This window comes from Nocardia sp. NBC_01503 (assembly GCF_036327755.1).
Taxonomy (GTDB): Bacteria; Actinomycetota; Actinomycetes; order Mycobacteriales; family Mycobacteriaceae; genus Nocardia.
The window spans coordinates 650,265-664,988 of record NZ_CP109596.1; the positions used below are offsets into that span (position 1 = coordinate 650,265).

Genomic DNA, 14,724 nt, shown 5'->3' on the forward strand with positions numbered 1-14,724 from the left:
GCGTCGAGGCGGCCGATCCGTTGTTCCAGCAACTGCTGGACTTTCGATCCTGCGGAGGCGCAGTTCAGCGGGGCTGACACGTGGGGCACCAGAACAGGTTTCGACCCTCCAGGACCGAGGCCAGCACCGTCGTGCCACACAACCTGCACGGGTCGCCCGCCCGCCGGTAAACATAGGTACGAGGACGGTCTGCGGCATAGGACGGCGCGCCGTGGTCGTGTTCGGGGCGAACCACAACCATCACACCGCGCCGGACACCGACCTTCATGAGGTCGACCAGGTCATCCCAGATGGCCTGCCACTCTTCATAAGTGAGCTGCGCGCCCGGGCGTTGCGGCGAAATACAGTGCCGGAAAAGCACTTCCGCGCGATAGACGTTCCCGACTCCGGTCGGGGCCCCATTGGTTCACCTGTGAAATGCGCCATCCGCCGATCAGGGCCTAGGGTCTTCATGATCGAGGGATTCCGAACGTCGGGACGGGCAGATGCTGTATGGCCGTATGAGTGAGCAGGATTCGATCGGCGAGCTGCTCGCCGGGGCCGCCCGGGGATGTCCGGGAGTCCTGATCCTGCGCGGTGCTGCCGGAATCGGGAAATCTGCGTTATTGAATTACGCGGAGAGCACCGCGCACTGCCGGACGCTGCGGGTGACCGGAGTCGAATCCGAGGCCGCATTGCCCTATGCCGCCCTGCAAGTCCTGCTGCGTCCGGTTCTCGGGAAACTCGTGCAGCTGCCCCAGCAGCAGGCGAACGCACTGGGCAGCGCCCTCGGCCTGGGAGAGACCAGCTTCGGGGACCGGTTTCTCGTCGGCCTGGCCACGCTGAACCTGTTGACCGACCTCGCGACGGAAGGACCGTTGCTGTGCCTGATCGACGACGCGCAATGGGTCGATCAAGAATCCGCCGACGCACTGCTGTTCGCGGCGCGGCGCTTGCACAGCGAGCCGGTGAGCCTGATCCTCGCCGCCCGTGACGACGGACGTGCCTTCTTCGCACCCGGAGTACCCGAACTCCGACTGCCGGGACTGGATCGGGTGGCGGCGCGCGCGCTCGCCGATTCAGGCGGTGCGCTCGCGCCCGTGGTGCGTGACCAGATCGTCGACGAGGCGGGCGGCAATCCCCTCGCGCTGCTGGAACTCACTCGTATGCTCACCCCCGAGCAGCGGGCCGGGGCCTTCACGCCGTTCGCCTACGCACTGGGAGTGGCCGAGCCGCCCTCGGATCGGGTGCTGTCGGGCTTCCGGGAGCGGATCCGGGCGCTGTCGCCGTCGACCCGGTTGTGCCTGCTGGTGGCGGCGCTGGAGGATACCGGCGACATGGCGCCGGTATCGCGCACCCTGCTCGCCCTCGGCCACACGATGGCCGACTTCGCACCCGCTGAACGGGCGGACCTGGTCCGTGTCACCATCACCGGCGTCGAATTCCGGCATCCGTTGGTGCGCACCGCGACCCGGCTCACCGCTGACATCGGCCAGCGGATGGCCGCCCATGCGGCGCTGGCCGAGAACGTCGACGATGACCGCCGGGTATGGCATCTGGCGGCGATCGCCGTCGCCCCCGACGCGGTGGTCGCCGACGAACTGGACCGGGCCGCGGAGCGTGCGCGGCGCCGCGGCGGTCAGATCGCCGTTTCCAGCGCCTATGCCCGCGCCGCTGAACTCACTCCCGATCCCGGCGTGGCGGTCCGGCGTTGGGCAGCAGCGTCCTCCGCCGCATGGGATGCTGGAATACCTTTGCGCGCTGCGGAACTCGTACAGCATGCGGCGACCCACAATGGGCAGGTGGAGACGACGGTCACCGCCGAGCTGGCCCGGGTGCGGGCGGCACTCGCATTCGACGCCGGTCGCCCACTCGACGCCGCCCGGCTGCTCCACGAAGCAATACAGGCGATGGACGTGGCCGGCCGCGGTGAGCCGTCAGCGCTGACCATGCTCGGCTGGGCTGCCATCTATATTTGGTCCAGCCGCCCACACCCGGACCAGATCGCGCTGGCTCGGGAGACCGAGCAACTCACTCCGGTGGTACCCGGCCCGCTCGGATCGGTCCACGCACTCGTCCAGGACATCCGTCTGCTCCTGGAGGGCGACCCGCTCGCCGTCAATATCGCGCCTCGGGGTCTCGGACAGCTCGAGAACGCTCCGTTCGATCTGCATGTCCTGGCCGCCTACCTCAGCTTCGCCCGCGGCGATGTGTCCGGCATGGTCCGGGACGCGACCTGCTCGGTGGACCTGTGCCGGTCGGCGGGCCGTATCGGCCGTATGCCACAGGCCATGATGATGCTCGCGATCGCCGAACTCGCCAGCGGCCGACATCGAGCTGCACGGGCCACCGCTTTCGAGGCGCGACGACTGGCGGAGGATGTCGGTCAGCCGTATTGGAAGCACTACCTCGCGGGGGTGGCTGCCTGGGTGCACGCGGTGGCGGGTGACGAGCAGCAATGCCACGAACTCGCCGCGGAAGCGAAGGCCGAAGGCGGCACCTGGATGACCGGGCACGCCTGGGCCACCTGGGCGCTGGTAGCCCTCGATTCCGGGCTCGGCCGCTACGAGCAGGTGCTGGCTCGGCTCGACAAGGCCGCGACCGGACCGGCGCGACACGGATTCGTCTGGCGCTACGCCTATCCGGACTATGTCGAGGCCGCCGTCCGCACGGGGGATCCGCGCCGGGCCGACCCTTTGCTGGGCAGATTCGCCAATTGGGCTCGCGCAACCGGGAATTCGTGGTCACTGGCCGTGCTGCACCGTTGCCATGCGCTGCTCACCGATGGCGACGCCGCCGATCTGTACGAGCAGGCGCTGCGACTGCACGAGCAGGACGACCAGCCCTTCGAGCACGCACGCACCGAACTCGTCTACGGCGAGTGGCTGCGCAGGCACAACCACCGCGCCGAAGCGCGAGCTCAGCTCGCGTCCGCGCTCTCGACCTTCGATCGGTTGGGCGCGGCGCCGTGGGCGGAACGCGCCGCGGTGGAATTACGCGCGAGCGGGGTCTCCTCGGCCGCTCAGCGCACGGGTTCGGATCCGCTGGCCGCACTGACGCCGCAGGAACTTCAGGTGATCCGGCTGGCCGCGACCGGTGCGACCAACCGCGAGATCGGCGCCCGGCTGTTCCTGAGCGCTCGTACGGTCGCCTATCACCTGTACAAGGCATTTCCGAAGCTCGGCGTCTCATCCCGAGCCGAGCTGGCAAGGTACGTCACGACTTAGGCGGACCTACCGGAACCGATTGCCACTACCGTCATTTGACGGATTCGCCCACCAGCGCGCGTCCGTAGCGTCGCCGGTATGACTTCTCCCAGCCACACGGCGACTCTTCCCAGCCATACGGACGTGCTCATCGTCGGCGCCGGACCGGCCGGCATGGCGCTCGCGGCGTCGCTGGCCGACAAGGGTATTGCCGCAGTCCTCATCGACAAGCAGGCAGAGGGCGCCAACACCTCACGCGCCGCCGTGGTTCACGCCAGGACTCTCGAGGTGCTGACCGAGCTCCAGATCACCGACGAACTCGTTTCCCGCGGCATCATCGTGCCGCGCGCCACGGTCCGCGAACGCGACCGTGTCCTGTTGCATGTCGGCTTCGACGACCTGCCGACCGACTATCCCTACACACTGCTGATTCCCCAGGACGTCACCGAAGCGGTGTTGCTGCGGCGATTATCGAGTCTGGGCGGGAGCGTGATCCGCCCCTGCGAACTGGCCACACTCACCCAGGACACCGACGCGGTCACCGCGACAACCACATCCGGCGCCCAGATCCGGGCACGCTACGTGGTCGGTACGGACGGCATGCACAGCCTGGTCCGTGAGCAGTCCGGTATCGGCTTCCAGGGCGACACCTACGCACAGTCGTTCATCCTCGCCGATGCTCTGCTCGACGGAGATGTTCCGGAGGCGGAGATCCGGCTCTATTTCTCTCCCGAGGGCGTGACCGTGCTCGCGCCACTGCCGGGCGGCCATCATCGGATCGTCGCGACGGTCGACCAGGCGCCACCCGCACCCGATCACGACGATGTACAGAACCTGTTGAACGAGCGCGGTCCGCAAGCGGATCCGGCGGTCGTGCGGAAGATCGTGTGGAGCTCCCGGTTCCGGGTGCACCACCGTCTCGCCGAGCACTACCGCGCCGGCCGGGTCTTCCTCGCCGGGGACGCCGCGCACGTGCACAGCCCCGCCGGCGGACAGGGCATGAATACCGGACTGCAGGACGCGCTGAACCTGGCCGCCAAACTGGCCGCGGTGATCGGTGAGGGCGCCCCCGACACGACCCTCGAGGGCTACGAGACCGAGCGACGACCCATCGCCGAGGAGGTCGTCGCCTTCACCGACACGATGACCCGCATCGCCACCGTCAGCAGCGCGCCCCTGCGCGGCATGCGCAATACCGCACTGCGCGCCCTCGATTGGATCCCGGCGGTCCACCGCAAGATGGCCATGAACCTATCCGAGCTGGGCCTGGATCCGCAGCGAATCCACTGACGCGAGAGCCTTTTCCGGCGTGCGCGGTTCGGGGTCGGATGTGCGGCCTCGAACCGCGCACGCGGATCATGCCGCGGCCCCCAGCGCCGCCGCGGCGGCCACGGGCACCAGATACATGAGCGGATACGGGATGTGGCTGTACGAGCGCGCCCGAACGATCGTGACCACGGCGCCCAGGAAGTACAACACCAGACCGGCCGCGGCCGCGATCCCGATCGCGGGGACCGCCAAGCCGACCAACAATCCCACGCAACCGGCGGTCTTGGCGGCGGCCAGCCACGACCACCACGATTCCGGGACGCCATAGTCGGCCAGCGGTTCCACCACCCACTTAGCCTTCCGATACATCGATACCGCCGAGAAGGCGACCCAGGCGGCCGCCACGATGGTGACGACGACATGAGCGATGGACATTACTTTCTCCAATCCCGTTGGGGCCGAGGAATTTCGGCATGAGTCACGGCGCGGATTCACGTGACGGTATTCAGCGTGCGCGTCCGCCCGGCGCCGAACAAGGCCGCGTCTGGCAACAATCGTTTCCCAGCGGTTCACGATCGAATCGGCCCGCCCGGGTGTGACCTGCCCGGCCGTCAGCGATGGCGGCTACTCGGGCCGGTTATATTTGCTGCTCGCGCGGCATCGGGATACCGACGATGCCGCAACGGGCCACCGACGACAGGAACGATGTGGAGCTCCGCGACATCGAGATCTTCCTGACGCTCGCCGACGAACTACATTTCGGCCGGACCGCCCAGCGGCTCCGCGTCACGCCCGCGAGCATCACCAAGGCGATCAAGAAGCAGGAACGCGAGATCGGCGCGGCGCTGTTCGAGCGAACCAGCCGCAGTGTGCGACTCACTCCGATCGGCAAGCAGCTGCGCGATAGCCTGCGTCCGAGCTACCTGGCGCTGCGTGCATGCGTTCAACAGGCCCAAACGACGGCCCGGGGCTCGGACGCCGGGCTGTGCGTCGGATTGATGCCGTACAACACGTCGGCGATGCAACCGTACTGGCAGGAATTCCGGAACCGGCACCCACAGTGGGAACTGCAGATCCGTCGTCCCGCCGTCATCACCGATCCGCTCAGCGCGCTCCGGGACGACAGCATCGACGCGTTGATCGTGTGGACGCCGATCCTGGAACCGGATCTGACAGTGGGCCCCGTCCTGTTCTCCGATACCCGCGCGCTCGCCGTTGCCGCCGACCATGAGCTCGCCCAACGAGGGTCGTTGCCAGCGGAGGACCTCGCCGACGTCCCGCACATCATCGGGGCCGATTGGCCCGAATACTGGGAGAACGCCTACTTGCCGTTCCACACCCCCGGCGGCCGCCCGATTCCCCGGAGCGCCTACGCCACCAGCCCCGACGACGCCCTGGCGCTGATCGCGGCCGGTGAACTCGTGCATCTGTTCCCCGCGCACGTCACCGAATACTGGTCACTGCCCGACATCCGTTTCATCCCGGTCCTCGGTCTTCCGCGACTGCCTTACGCCCTGGTGTGGCGCACCGACGCGGAGAACGAGCGCACCCGCGCGCTCGCCCGGGTGATCCGGGACCTCAGCGAGCCGACCGAACGGCGATAGCCGCTCCCGACTACCGAGCACGACGGACGCACGCCTCCCGATGTGCGAGCTCCGTGCCGAGAAAGACGTCGGGAAAGCCGACGACGACATCGCCGACACCGATCGGACCACTGGCCTGCCACGGCGTACTCAACCAGGCTGGCAAACGGGGCACCAGAACAGGTTTCGGCCTTCCATCACCGTATGGAAGACGGTAGCGCCACACAGGCGGCAGGGTTCGCCGAGGCGGCGGTAGACGTACGTGCGGGGGCGGTCGGCGGCGTAAGCCGGTGCGCCGTGGTCGTGTTCGGGACGCACCACGTGCATCTTGCCCCGGCGGACACCGACCTTCATGAGGTCGGCCAGATCGGCCCAGATCATGTCCCATTCGGCGCGATCCAGCCGATTACCCGGACGCTGCGGTGAGATGCCGTGCCGGAACAGGACTTCGGCGCGGTAGACATTGCCGACTCCGGCTATGACCTTCTGGTCCATGAGCAGGGAGCCGATGGGGCGCTGGGAGCGGCTGATTCGGTGCCAGGCTCGATCGGGATCGGCGTCGGGGCGGAGCGGGTCGGGGCCCAGACGGGCCGTGAGAGCGTCTACTTCGGGGTCGAGCAGGATTTCGCAGGTGTTGGGGCCGCGCAGGTCTACGCCGTAGGGGTCGCCGGTGTTGCCCGCGCCGATCAGGCGCATGCGGACTTCGCCCACGGGGGCGGGCATTGGGACCGGGGATTCGTAGAATTTGCCGTAGAGGCCCAGGTGGATGTGGACTACGAGGCCCGAATCATAGTGGTGCAGTAGGTGTTTGCCCCAGGCTTCGGCGCTGGACAGGACTTGGCCGTCCAGGCGTGCGGCTTCGGTGGCGAAGCGGCCCTGCGGGCTGGATACGCGTACGGTGCCACCGGCCAGGCGCCGCTGGTGCAGTCCGGCGAGGCGGTGCAGCGTATGGCCTTCGGGCACGGATCACCGACTTTCTCGGGGCGAAGATATGCCGCCGCGTATCGAAATTCGCGGCGGCGCAGCCTATTCCAGGGTGAAAGAACTCAGTACGCGGGGACCTCGGGGGCGACGCCGGTCTTCTCGTAGTCGGCGAGAATATCGATGCGCCGCTGGTGGCGGGCCTCATCGGACCATTCGGCGGCCAGGAAGGCATCGACGATGGCCAGCGCCTCCTCGGTGCTGTGCATGCGGCCGCCGACGCCGATCAGCTGCGCGTTGTTGTGCTGGCGCGCCAGCTGAGCGGTCTCCACGCTCCAGGCCAGGGCACAGCGGGCGCCGGGGACCTTGTTGGCGGCGATCTGCTCACCATTGCCGGAGCCGCCGAAGACCAGGCCGAGGCTGCCGGGATCGGCGACCGTACGGCGGGCCGCCTCGATGCAGAAGGCCGGGTAGTCGTCGAGGGCGTCGTACTCGAGGGCGCCGCAGTCGACGACATCGTGGCCCTGGGACTCCAGGTGGGACTTGACGTGGTTCTTCAGTTCGAAGCCGGCATGGTCGGCACCCAGGTATACGCGCATGGCAGCGATTCTCTCAGGGCGTGCCGCCGACCATTAACGGTGGGTGAGCGGGTACGCGAATAACAGGTGTCCCGATCCGGCCTCCGACCCGAGGGTGCGCCATGCCGTCCCATGACCGTGAAGAACGACTGCCCGCATTGACCGGCCATAAGACGGTCAATGGACCGGCCTGGAATCCCGTCTCGGGGTTGACCGGATGGGATCCGGCCACCGGGCCGCCCGGATGGGGTCCGGTGGTCCCGGATGAGACCCGGCCGCGACGGCTGCCACCGTTGATGCCGATGGATCCCGGTGTGCGCGGGCTGTCACCGTTCGGTTTGCCCGCCCGGCACAGCTGGGAGATTCCGCTGCTGGTGGTTATCGTCGCGCTGACCGTATTCGCCTATCCCTATGCGGTTTACGCCGTAGTACGCGGCACCGACAATGTGTACCTGTCGATTCTGGCGTTCGCCCCGATGCTGGTGTGGTTCCTGCGCGGCTCGCAGTGGGGCGCGGCGCGGGTACAGGGGGTGAAGATATCGCCGACGCAATTCCCGGACGCGTATCGAATGGTGCGGGAGGCGGCCACCCGATTCGGGATGAAGCACACGCCGGACGCGTACGTGGTACTGGGCAACGGCCGGATCAATGCCTTCGCGGCGGGCCACGGCTTCCGCCGCTTCGTGGTCGTGAACAGCGATCTGTTCGAAATCGGCGGTGCGGCACGGCAACCCGAGGCATTGGCCTTCGTCATCGGCCACGAGGTCGGGCATATCGCGGCCGGGCACGCCTCGTATTGGCGGCAATTCGGCACGATACTCATGCAATTCATACCAGTACTCGGCCCCGCGTTGAGTCGCACACAGGAGTACACCGCCGACAATCACGGCTACAGCTACTGTTTCACCGGCGCGGCCGACGCCATGACCACCCTCTCCGCGGGCAAATACCTCGGCACCCTGGTCGGATTCGACGAAATGGCCGACCGCGCCTGCACCGAAACCGGCTTCTTCGTCTGGCTCACCAATCTCCAGGCGAGCCATCCGGTCAACACCTGGCGTATGTGGGCACTGCGCGATCGCAGCCGGCACGGCAAGCTGTTTCTGCGTCCTGCTCCCCCTGCCACATAGAGTTCTGATCATGACGTCCGACGATCAGTCGCAGCCGCCGTACGCGCAGCAGGGGATTCCAGCCGCAAGCAGTCATCCGGGATGGAATCCGGTCACGGGGATGTCCGGTTGGAATCCACAGGTGGGCCCGCCGGGATGGGTTGCGCAGCCCGGTTATTCGCCGCCGCAGATCCCCCCGCATCAGCAGACCCGCGGGCTGTCCCCATTCGGTATGCCCGCCCGGCACAGCTGGGAGATTCCGCTACTCGTGGTCGTGGTGGTGCTGACCGTGCTGGCATACCTGTTCGCACTGCTGCTGCTGTTGACCGGCAGCCTCGATCAATATGTGCTGCTGTTCGTCTTCGCGCCGATGCTGCTGTGGTTCGGCCGCGGTATGACGTACTCGGCCCAGCGGGTGAATGGCGTGAAAATGTCGCCGACCCAATTCCCCGAGGGTTATCGCATGGTGCAGGAGGCGGCCGCGCGCTTCGGAATGCAGACGGTTCCGGACGCGTATGTGGTGCTCGGCAATGGTCAGATCAATGCCTTCGCCTCCGGGCACGGATTCCGGCGTTTCGTGGTCGTCTACAGCGATCTCTTCGAAATCGGTGGCGCCGCACGGCAACCCGATGCCTTGGCGTTCATCATCGGCCATGAGGTAGGCCATATCGCGGCGGGCCATGTGTCGTACTGGCGGCAGCTGGGCATGTTCCTGGGACCGTTCCTGCCCATTATCGGCAATTCGCTGATTCGCGCCCAGGAGTACACGGCCGACAACCACGGTTTCTGCAATCGCCATACCGGCGCCCCCACCGCGATGCAGACCTTGGCCGGTGGCAAATACCTCAACACCATTGTCGGATTCGACGAGATGGCCGACCGCGCACCGCAGGAGAAGGGCTTCTTCATCTGGATCGTGAACGCGCTGTCCAGCCATCCGGTGCTGACCTGGCGTATGTGGGCGCTGCGCGATCGCAGTAAACACGGGCAATTGTTCCTGCGGCCCGCACCGCCGTCACTCGCGCAGCCGCCCGCACTGTACGGGACTTATCCACAGCAGCCCGCCAACAGCGGATACGGGAACACCACAACATATTTCGGTCAGTGACACCGATGGGCCCGCCGCGACCGGAGGGCCCATCCCGCTCTTGCCCGGACCCGCGATTGTCAGTCGAACTCGGGATCTTCGTCGCGCGTGCGCTTGAGCTCGAAGAAGTGCGGGTAGGAGGCCAGCGCGACCGCGCCGTCCCATACCTTGCCCGCGACCTCACCGCGCGGAATGCGCGACAGCACCGGTCCGAAGAACGCGACGCCATTGATGTGAATGGTCGGAGTGCCGACATCCGGCCCGACCTTGTCCATCCCCGCGTGATGCGAAATCCGCAGCGCCTCGTCGTATTCGGTGCTGGTGGCGGCCTCGGCCAGCTCGGCGGGCAGGCCCACCTCGGCCAGCGATTCGGCGATGATGGTGTTGAGCATGTCCGTGCGCGGACCGTCGGTCTCGTACTCGGCGCGCCGATTGTGCAGCCGGGTGCCCATGGCGGTGTACAGCGCGGGCAGCACCTCGTCACCGTTCTTCTGGGCGGCGGCGATGGCCACGCGCACCGGACCCCATCCGGTCTTCAGCAGTTCCTGGTACTGCTCGGGCAGTCCGTCGCGGCCCTCGTTGAGCACCGACAGGCTCATCACATGGAAGTTCACGTCGATATCGCGGACCTGCTCGACCTCGAGGATCCAGCGGGAGGTGATCCAGCACCACGGGCACAGCGGGTCGAACCAGAAATCGACCCGGTCCTTCTTGGTGTCACTCACGAGTAATCCCTTTCGCAGTCGTCGGCCGGGCATGGCCGCCCTTCAGCACAACAATGCACCTTCTTGCCGTTATTTCCGCCAAGGCACCCGGGATGCGGGCTAGGGTCGGATCATCAGCCTCGTCGTCGGCAGCCGCGGATGGGCGGCGCAGGGAGGTCACACATGACCACGGCATCCAGGTTCGTCATAGCGGGGGGTGGGCTGGCTGCGGCCAAGCTCGCGCAGGCCTTGCGCGCCAATGATTTCGACGGGACGGTGACACTCGTCTGCGCGGAGGAGCGACTACCGTACGAGCGCCCACCGCTGTCCAAGGAGTGTCTGCTGGGCAAGAAGACGCCCGAGGACGCGATCGTGGAGCCGGGGCAGTGGTATCGCGACCACCATATCGAGGTGCTGCTCGGCACCACGGTGACCGGGATCGATCGTGCGACGAAAACGGTTGCGCTGCCGGATGGTACGACCGTCACCTACGACAAATTGGCTTTGGCCACGGGATCTCGGCCGCGACGGCTGCCGATTCCGGGATCCGACGCCGCCGGGGTGTACACCCTGCGCAATGCCGAGGATTCGCTCGCGCTGATCGAAATGTTCCGCACCGCAACACGACTCGTGGTGATCGGAGCAGGGTGGATCGGCCTCGAAGTGACCGCCGCCGCCCGCAATGCCGGACTCGAGGTGACCGTGCTGGAGGCGCTGCCGGTGCCACTGCAGACCGCGCTCGGTCCCGAGATGGGCACGGTCTTCGCCGACCTGCATCGCGAGCACGGCGTCGATCTGCGGTGCGAGACCAAGGTCGCCGAGATCACCACCGCCGACGGCCGGGCCACGGGGGTGCGCCTCTCCGACGACACCGTCATTCCCGCCGACGCGGTCCTGGTCGCGGTGGGTGCGCGACCCAATATCGAACTCGCCGTCGATGCCGAACTGGCCACCGGCGAGGGCGTGCTGGTGGATGAGAGCCTGTCCACCAGCGATCCGGATATCGTCGCCATCGGCGATATCGCCGATCAGCTACATCCGATTCTGGAGCGGCGAATTCGGGTGGAGCATTGGGCGAATGCGCTCAATCAGCCCGCCGTGGCCGCCGCGACCATGCTCGACAAGCCCGCCGTATACGACCGGCTGCCGTACTTCTTCACCGATCAGTACGACCTGGGCATGGAGTACACCGGCTATGTCGCGCCCAAACAGGCCGCGCGCGTGGTGGTCCGCGGTGACCTCGGCAAGCGCGAGTTCGTGGCGTTCTGGCTGGACTCCGGGAATCGGGTGCTGGCCGGGATGAATGTGAATGTGTGGGATGTGGGCGATCGGATCAAGGAGTTGATCCTGGGCGGCGAACCGGTCGATCCGGATCGACTGGCCGATACCTCCGCTCCACTGTGATCAGCGTCAGCTGATCGGTTGGGAAACTGCGTCGAAATCGCGGGCCGGGCTCCGACCGGTCCGTGAAAGCGCCGCACGGGCGCATCGAGGATAGGAGCCCATCGTGAAGTACATGCTGCTCAAGACCTACAACCCCGCCGCCTACTGCGCTACCCCGATCAACGAGTGGGCCCCCGAGGAGATCAAGGCGCATATCGACTTTCAGCGCGCGCTCGGCGAGGAGCTCGCCAAATCCGGTGAGCTGGTGGACGCGCAGGGGCTGGCCTTTCCGGACGAGGCGCGACTGGTCTGTTCGGACGGTCGGTCCGCGGCCGTGATCACCGACGGGCCGTTCCCGGAGACCAAGGAGTTCCTGGCCGGGTACTGGCTCGTGGATGTGGATTCGCCGGAGCGGGCGCTGGAGATCGCCGCGCGGGCCTCGGCCGGGCCGGGTCCGGGTGGGAAACCGATCGGCGAATACATCGAGGTGCGTGCGGTCATGGGCGCGCCCGCGGTAGATCAGTGACCGATTCGAATGGGGAGCGGATCGGCCACGTATGAAATCGAGGACCTGCTGCGCGAACTCGCGCCGCAGGTGCTCGGGGTGCTGGTGCGGCGGTACGGCGATTTCGCCACCGCCGAGGACGCGCTGCAGGAGGCGCTGCTCGCGGCCGCGACACAGTGGCCGAGCGAAGGGACGCCGGATAATCCGCGCGGCTGGTTGATCCAGGTCGCGGCGCGACGACTCGTCGACACCGTGCGGGCCGAGGTGGCGCGGCGCAATCGCGAAACCGCGACCATGCAGCGCGAGGTGCCCGCCACGGCGGAACTCTCCGATGCGATGGACGAACGGGACGACACGCTCACGCTGTTCTTCCTGTGTTGTCATCCGGTGCTGTCACCGGCCAGCGCCATCGCCCTGACGCTGCGGGCGGTGGGCGGACTCTCCACCGAGGAGATCGCACGGGCCTTCCTGCTACCGGAATCGACCATGGCACAGCGCATTTCGCGCGCGAAGCAGCGGCTGGCGGCGGTGGACCGGCCCTTCGCCTCGGACGAAGCCGCGGCAGATGAGTCCGGCTGTCCGGGTGCGTGGCGGGAGCGCGTCGGCACCGTTTTGCAGGTGCTGTATCTGATTTTCACCGAGGGCCACACCACCGGCGGATCGCAGTTGCGGCGCAATGACCTTTCCGCGGAAGCGATTCGGCTCGCGCGGGCGCTGCATCGCCTGCTGCCCGAGGATTCCGAGGTCACCGGATTGCTGGCGCTGCTACTACTCACCGATTCCAGGCGGGCCGCACGCAGCGGACCGCATGGCGAACTTATTCCACTGGCGGAACAGGATCGCGGGAAGTGGCAACGCGGGTCCATTACCGAGGGGATTCGACTGGTCACCGCAACGCTGCCGGGCGGGCTGGCCGGGCCGTATCAAATCCAGGCCGCGATCGCCGCACTGCATTCGCAGGCATCGCGGGCCGAGGACACCGAGTGGGATCGAATCCTGTTGCTGTACAACAGGCTCGAACGGTTGACACCCAATCCGGTGGTGAGGCTCAATCGCGCGGTGGCCTTGGCGATGGTGGAGGGCCCGCAGGCCGGACTGGATCTGGTCGCCACCGTCGAGGACGCGTTGCGGGGGTCGCATCGACTGGAGGCTGTTCGCGGCCACTTCTATGAGATGGCAGGCGATTTCAAGTCCGCCATCGCCTCGTACTCGGCGGCCGCGCGGCGCACCACCAGCACGCCGGAACGGGATTACCTGATGCTTCGCGCGGCTTTGCTGCGTAACTCATTGTGAGGGGGTGGATCCCGGCCAAAAACATGCCGGGATGACGGGTGGCGTCGCCCCTGCCCGGGATGCCGGGCGGTTTCGCTCATGCCGGGCTAATGGGCGGTGTCTCAGGCTGCGGCGCGAAATCCCGTGGGGCTCATGCCCTTGCGACGTTTGAAGGCCGCGCTGAAGCCGAAGGCATCGGCGTAGCCGAGTGCTTTCGCGATCTGGGCGACGGTGAGATCCGTTGTGGCGAGCAGTTCTTCGGCCTCGTCCATGCGGAATTCGGTGAGGTAGGCCAGGGGTGGGGTACCCATGATCGCGGCGAAGCGCTTGGCGAACAGCGCACGGGAGACGCCCGCCTGCGAAGCGAGTGACGCCACCGTCCACGGCACGCCGGGACGGGTGTGGATCGCCTGTAACGCGGGTGCGACCAGGGGATCGTTGACGCCGCGATACCAGGCGGGCGCCTCGCTTCCGGCCTGTTCGAACCAGCTGCGCAGGGTGCAGACCAGGCCCCAATCCAGCAGGCGATCCATCATGGCCTGCGAGCCCGCACTCTGACCGACGGCTTCGGCGGCGGCCGCCTCCATCCAGGGGCACATATCGGTGTCATCGCCGACCACCAGCACCGGTGGTAGTGCGCTTACCAGGCGTTCATGGCGTCGAGCGGAGGTCCGGTACGCGCCGACCACCAGCGCGGTCGCCTGCTCGGATTCGGAGTTCCACGCGATTCCACTCAAATCCGCTGCATCGCAGTCGGGTTCGGTGAAGCAGGCGATCTCGTACTCGGTATGCGGCACACCGACGGACCCGGGTTGATCGGCGAAGTGGAAGGGTTCGGGCCCTCGAATAATGGCGGTGTCATTGGTGACCAACGGGGTCCGACTGCCATCCGCGAGTACCAGGGTGCCGCCACCGCGCAGCACGGTGACCATGGTCATGGGTGCGCGGTCGGCGAAGCGAATCGCCCAGGGCGCGGCCAATACCGCGTGCGTGACGACCGATCCTTCAGCGCGAATACCGCCCAGCAGCTGACTCAGAGGATCCACGACTCGACTGTAGACGAATTCCTATCCACTGGAGCGCTCTACCCATGGATCGTCTACGCGATCACCGGTGTACTGGAGGCAC

Annotated in this window: 13 protein-coding genes and 1 pseudogene; 8 read left to right on the top strand and 6 right to left on the bottom strand. The window is 66.9% G+C overall.

Annotated elements, in window-relative coordinates:
• Nucleotides 1-64: 64 nt before the first annotated feature.
• A pseudogene (locus tag OHB26_RS02935) lies at nucleotides 65-388 on the bottom strand (zinc finger domain-containing protein); the annotation flags it as partial.
• Between the two features lie 112 nt (nucleotides 389-500).
• Here OHB26_RS02935 and OHB26_RS02940 point away from each other — a divergent pair.
• Nucleotides 501-3,206: a LuxR family transcriptional regulator gene (locus tag OHB26_RS02940; RefSeq protein ID WP_330182691.1), complete on the top strand. Its 2,706-nt coding sequence runs from the start codon at nucleotides 501-503 to the stop codon at nucleotides 3,204-3,206.
• 78 nt (nucleotides 3,207-3,284) lie between these two features.
• Entirely contained in the window at nucleotides 3,285-4,475 is a 1,191-nt protein-coding gene (locus OHB26_RS02945) for an FAD-dependent monooxygenase (RefSeq protein WP_330182692.1), read from the top strand.
• 66 nt (nucleotides 4,476-4,541) lie between these two features.
• Here OHB26_RS02945 and OHB26_RS02950 read toward each other — a convergent pair whose 3' ends face one another.
• Nucleotides 4,542-4,889, bottom strand: a complete 348-nt coding sequence (locus OHB26_RS02950) for a DoxX family protein (RefSeq protein WP_330182693.1) — start codon at nucleotides 4,887-4,889, stop codon at nucleotides 4,542-4,544.
• 239 nt (nucleotides 4,890-5,128) lie between these two features.
• On the opposite strand from OHB26_RS02950, the gene OHB26_RS02955 reads away from it, so the two are divergent.
• Nucleotides 5,129-6,058 carry a LysR family transcriptional regulator gene (locus OHB26_RS02955; protein WP_330182694.1) on the top strand — a complete coding sequence of 310 codons (930 nt, stop codon included), beginning with the start codon at nucleotides 5,129-5,131 and terminating at the stop codon, nucleotides 6,056-6,058.
• Nucleotides 6,059-6,187: 129 nt separating this feature from the next.
• Here the strand turns inward: OHB26_RS02955 and OHB26_RS02960 are convergent, their stop codons facing one another.
• Both OHB26_RS02960 and OHB26_RS02965 read right to left on the bottom strand, forming a co-directional pair.
• Nucleotides 6,188-7,000: an Fpg/Nei family DNA glycosylase gene (locus tag OHB26_RS02960; RefSeq protein WP_330182695.1), complete on the bottom strand. Its 813-nt coding sequence runs from the start codon at nucleotides 6,998-7,000 to the stop codon at nucleotides 6,188-6,190.
• Between the two features lie 83 nt (nucleotides 7,001-7,083).
• Nucleotides 7,084-7,557, bottom strand: coding sequence for a ribose-5-phosphate isomerase (locus tag OHB26_RS02965; protein ID WP_330182696.1), 474 nt, complete (start codon nucleotides 7,555-7,557; stop codon nucleotides 7,084-7,086).
• Nucleotides 7,558-7,658: 101 nt separating this feature from the next.
• On the opposite strand from OHB26_RS02965, the gene OHB26_RS02970 reads away from it, so the two are divergent.
• Nucleotides 7,659-8,666: a M48 family metallopeptidase gene (locus OHB26_RS02970; protein ID WP_330182697.1), complete on the top strand. Its 1,008-nt coding sequence runs from the start codon at nucleotides 7,659-7,661 to the stop codon at nucleotides 8,664-8,666.
• A gap of 211 nt (nucleotides 8,667-8,877) precedes the next feature.
• The gene (locus tag OHB26_RS02975) at nucleotides 8,878-9,753 is read left to right on the top strand and encodes a M48 family metallopeptidase (protein ID WP_330185475.1); all 876 of its coding nucleotides are present in this window, start codon (nucleotides 8,878-8,880) and stop codon (nucleotides 9,751-9,753) included.
• A gap of 59 nt (nucleotides 9,754-9,812) precedes the next feature.
• Here the strand turns inward: OHB26_RS02975 and OHB26_RS02980 are convergent, their stop codons facing one another.
• Nucleotides 9,813-10,457 (bottom strand): mycothiol-dependent nitroreductase Rv2466c family protein, encoded by a 645-nt coding sequence (locus tag OHB26_RS02980; RefSeq protein WP_330182698.1) that lies wholly within the window; start codon nucleotides 10,455-10,457, stop codon nucleotides 9,813-9,815.
• A 162-nt stretch (nucleotides 10,458-10,619) separates the two neighbouring features.
• Here OHB26_RS02980 and OHB26_RS02985 point away from each other — a divergent pair, with 162 nt between their 5' ends.
• From OHB26_RS02985 to OHB26_RS02995, 3 genes are all read left to right on the top strand, one after another.
• Nucleotides 10,620-11,840, top strand: coding sequence for an NAD(P)/FAD-dependent oxidoreductase (locus tag OHB26_RS02985; RefSeq protein ID WP_330182699.1), 1,221 nt, complete (start codon nucleotides 10,620-10,622; stop codon nucleotides 11,838-11,840).
• A gap of 103 nt (nucleotides 11,841-11,943) precedes the next feature.
• Nucleotides 11,944-12,345 (top strand): YciI family protein, encoded by a 402-nt coding sequence (locus tag OHB26_RS02990; RefSeq protein WP_330182700.1) that lies wholly within the window; start codon nucleotides 11,944-11,946, stop codon nucleotides 12,343-12,345.
• Between the two features lie 9 nt (nucleotides 12,346-12,354).
• Nucleotides 12,355-13,617: an RNA polymerase sigma factor gene (locus OHB26_RS02995; RefSeq protein ID WP_330182701.1), complete on the top strand. Its 1,263-nt coding sequence runs from the start codon at nucleotides 12,355-12,357 to the stop codon at nucleotides 13,615-13,617.
• A 101-nt stretch (nucleotides 13,618-13,718) separates the two neighbouring features.
• Here the strand turns inward: OHB26_RS02995 and OHB26_RS03000 are convergent, their stop codons facing one another.
• Nucleotides 13,719-14,642, bottom strand: a complete 924-nt coding sequence (locus OHB26_RS03000) for an AraC family transcriptional regulator (protein ID WP_330182702.1) — start codon at nucleotides 14,640-14,642, stop codon at nucleotides 13,719-13,721.
• Nucleotides 14,643-14,724 lie beyond the last annotated feature (82 nt).

Excerpts from the sequence above, each read along its gene's own strand:
- OHB26_RS02995 (WP_330182701.1), top strand. The coding sequence starts at position 12,355 with ATGGGGAGCGGATCGGCCACGTATGAAATCGAGGACCTGCTGCGCGAA.
- OHB26_RS02945 (WP_330182692.1), top strand. The coding sequence starts at position 3,285 with ATGACTTCTCCCAGCCACACGGCGACTCTTCCCAGCCATACGGACGTG.
- OHB26_RS02955 (WP_330182694.1), top strand. The coding sequence starts at position 5,129 with ATGCCGCAACGGGCCACCGACGACAGGAACGATGTGGAGCTCCGCGAC.
- OHB26_RS02975 (WP_330185475.1), top strand. The coding sequence starts at position 8,878 with ATGCCCGCCCGGCACAGCTGGGAGATTCCGCTACTCGTGGTCGTGGTG.
- OHB26_RS02950 (WP_330182693.1), bottom strand. The coding sequence starts at position 4,889 with ATGTCCATCGCTCATGTCGTCGTCACCATCGTGGCGGCCGCCTGGGTC.
- OHB26_RS02970 (WP_330182697.1), top strand. The coding sequence starts at position 7,659 with ATGCCGTCCCATGACCGTGAAGAACGACTGCCCGCATTGACCGGCCAT.
- OHB26_RS02940 (WP_330182691.1), top strand. The coding sequence starts at position 501 with ATGAGTGAGCAGGATTCGATCGGCGAGCTGCTCGCCGGGGCCGCCCGG.
- OHB26_RS02985 (WP_330182699.1), top strand. The coding sequence starts at position 10,620 with ATGACCACGGCATCCAGGTTCGTCATAGCGGGGGGTGGGCTGGCTGCG.
- OHB26_RS02965 (WP_330182696.1), bottom strand. The coding sequence starts at position 7,557 with ATGCGCGTATACCTGGGTGCCGACCATGCCGGCTTCGAACTGAAGAAC.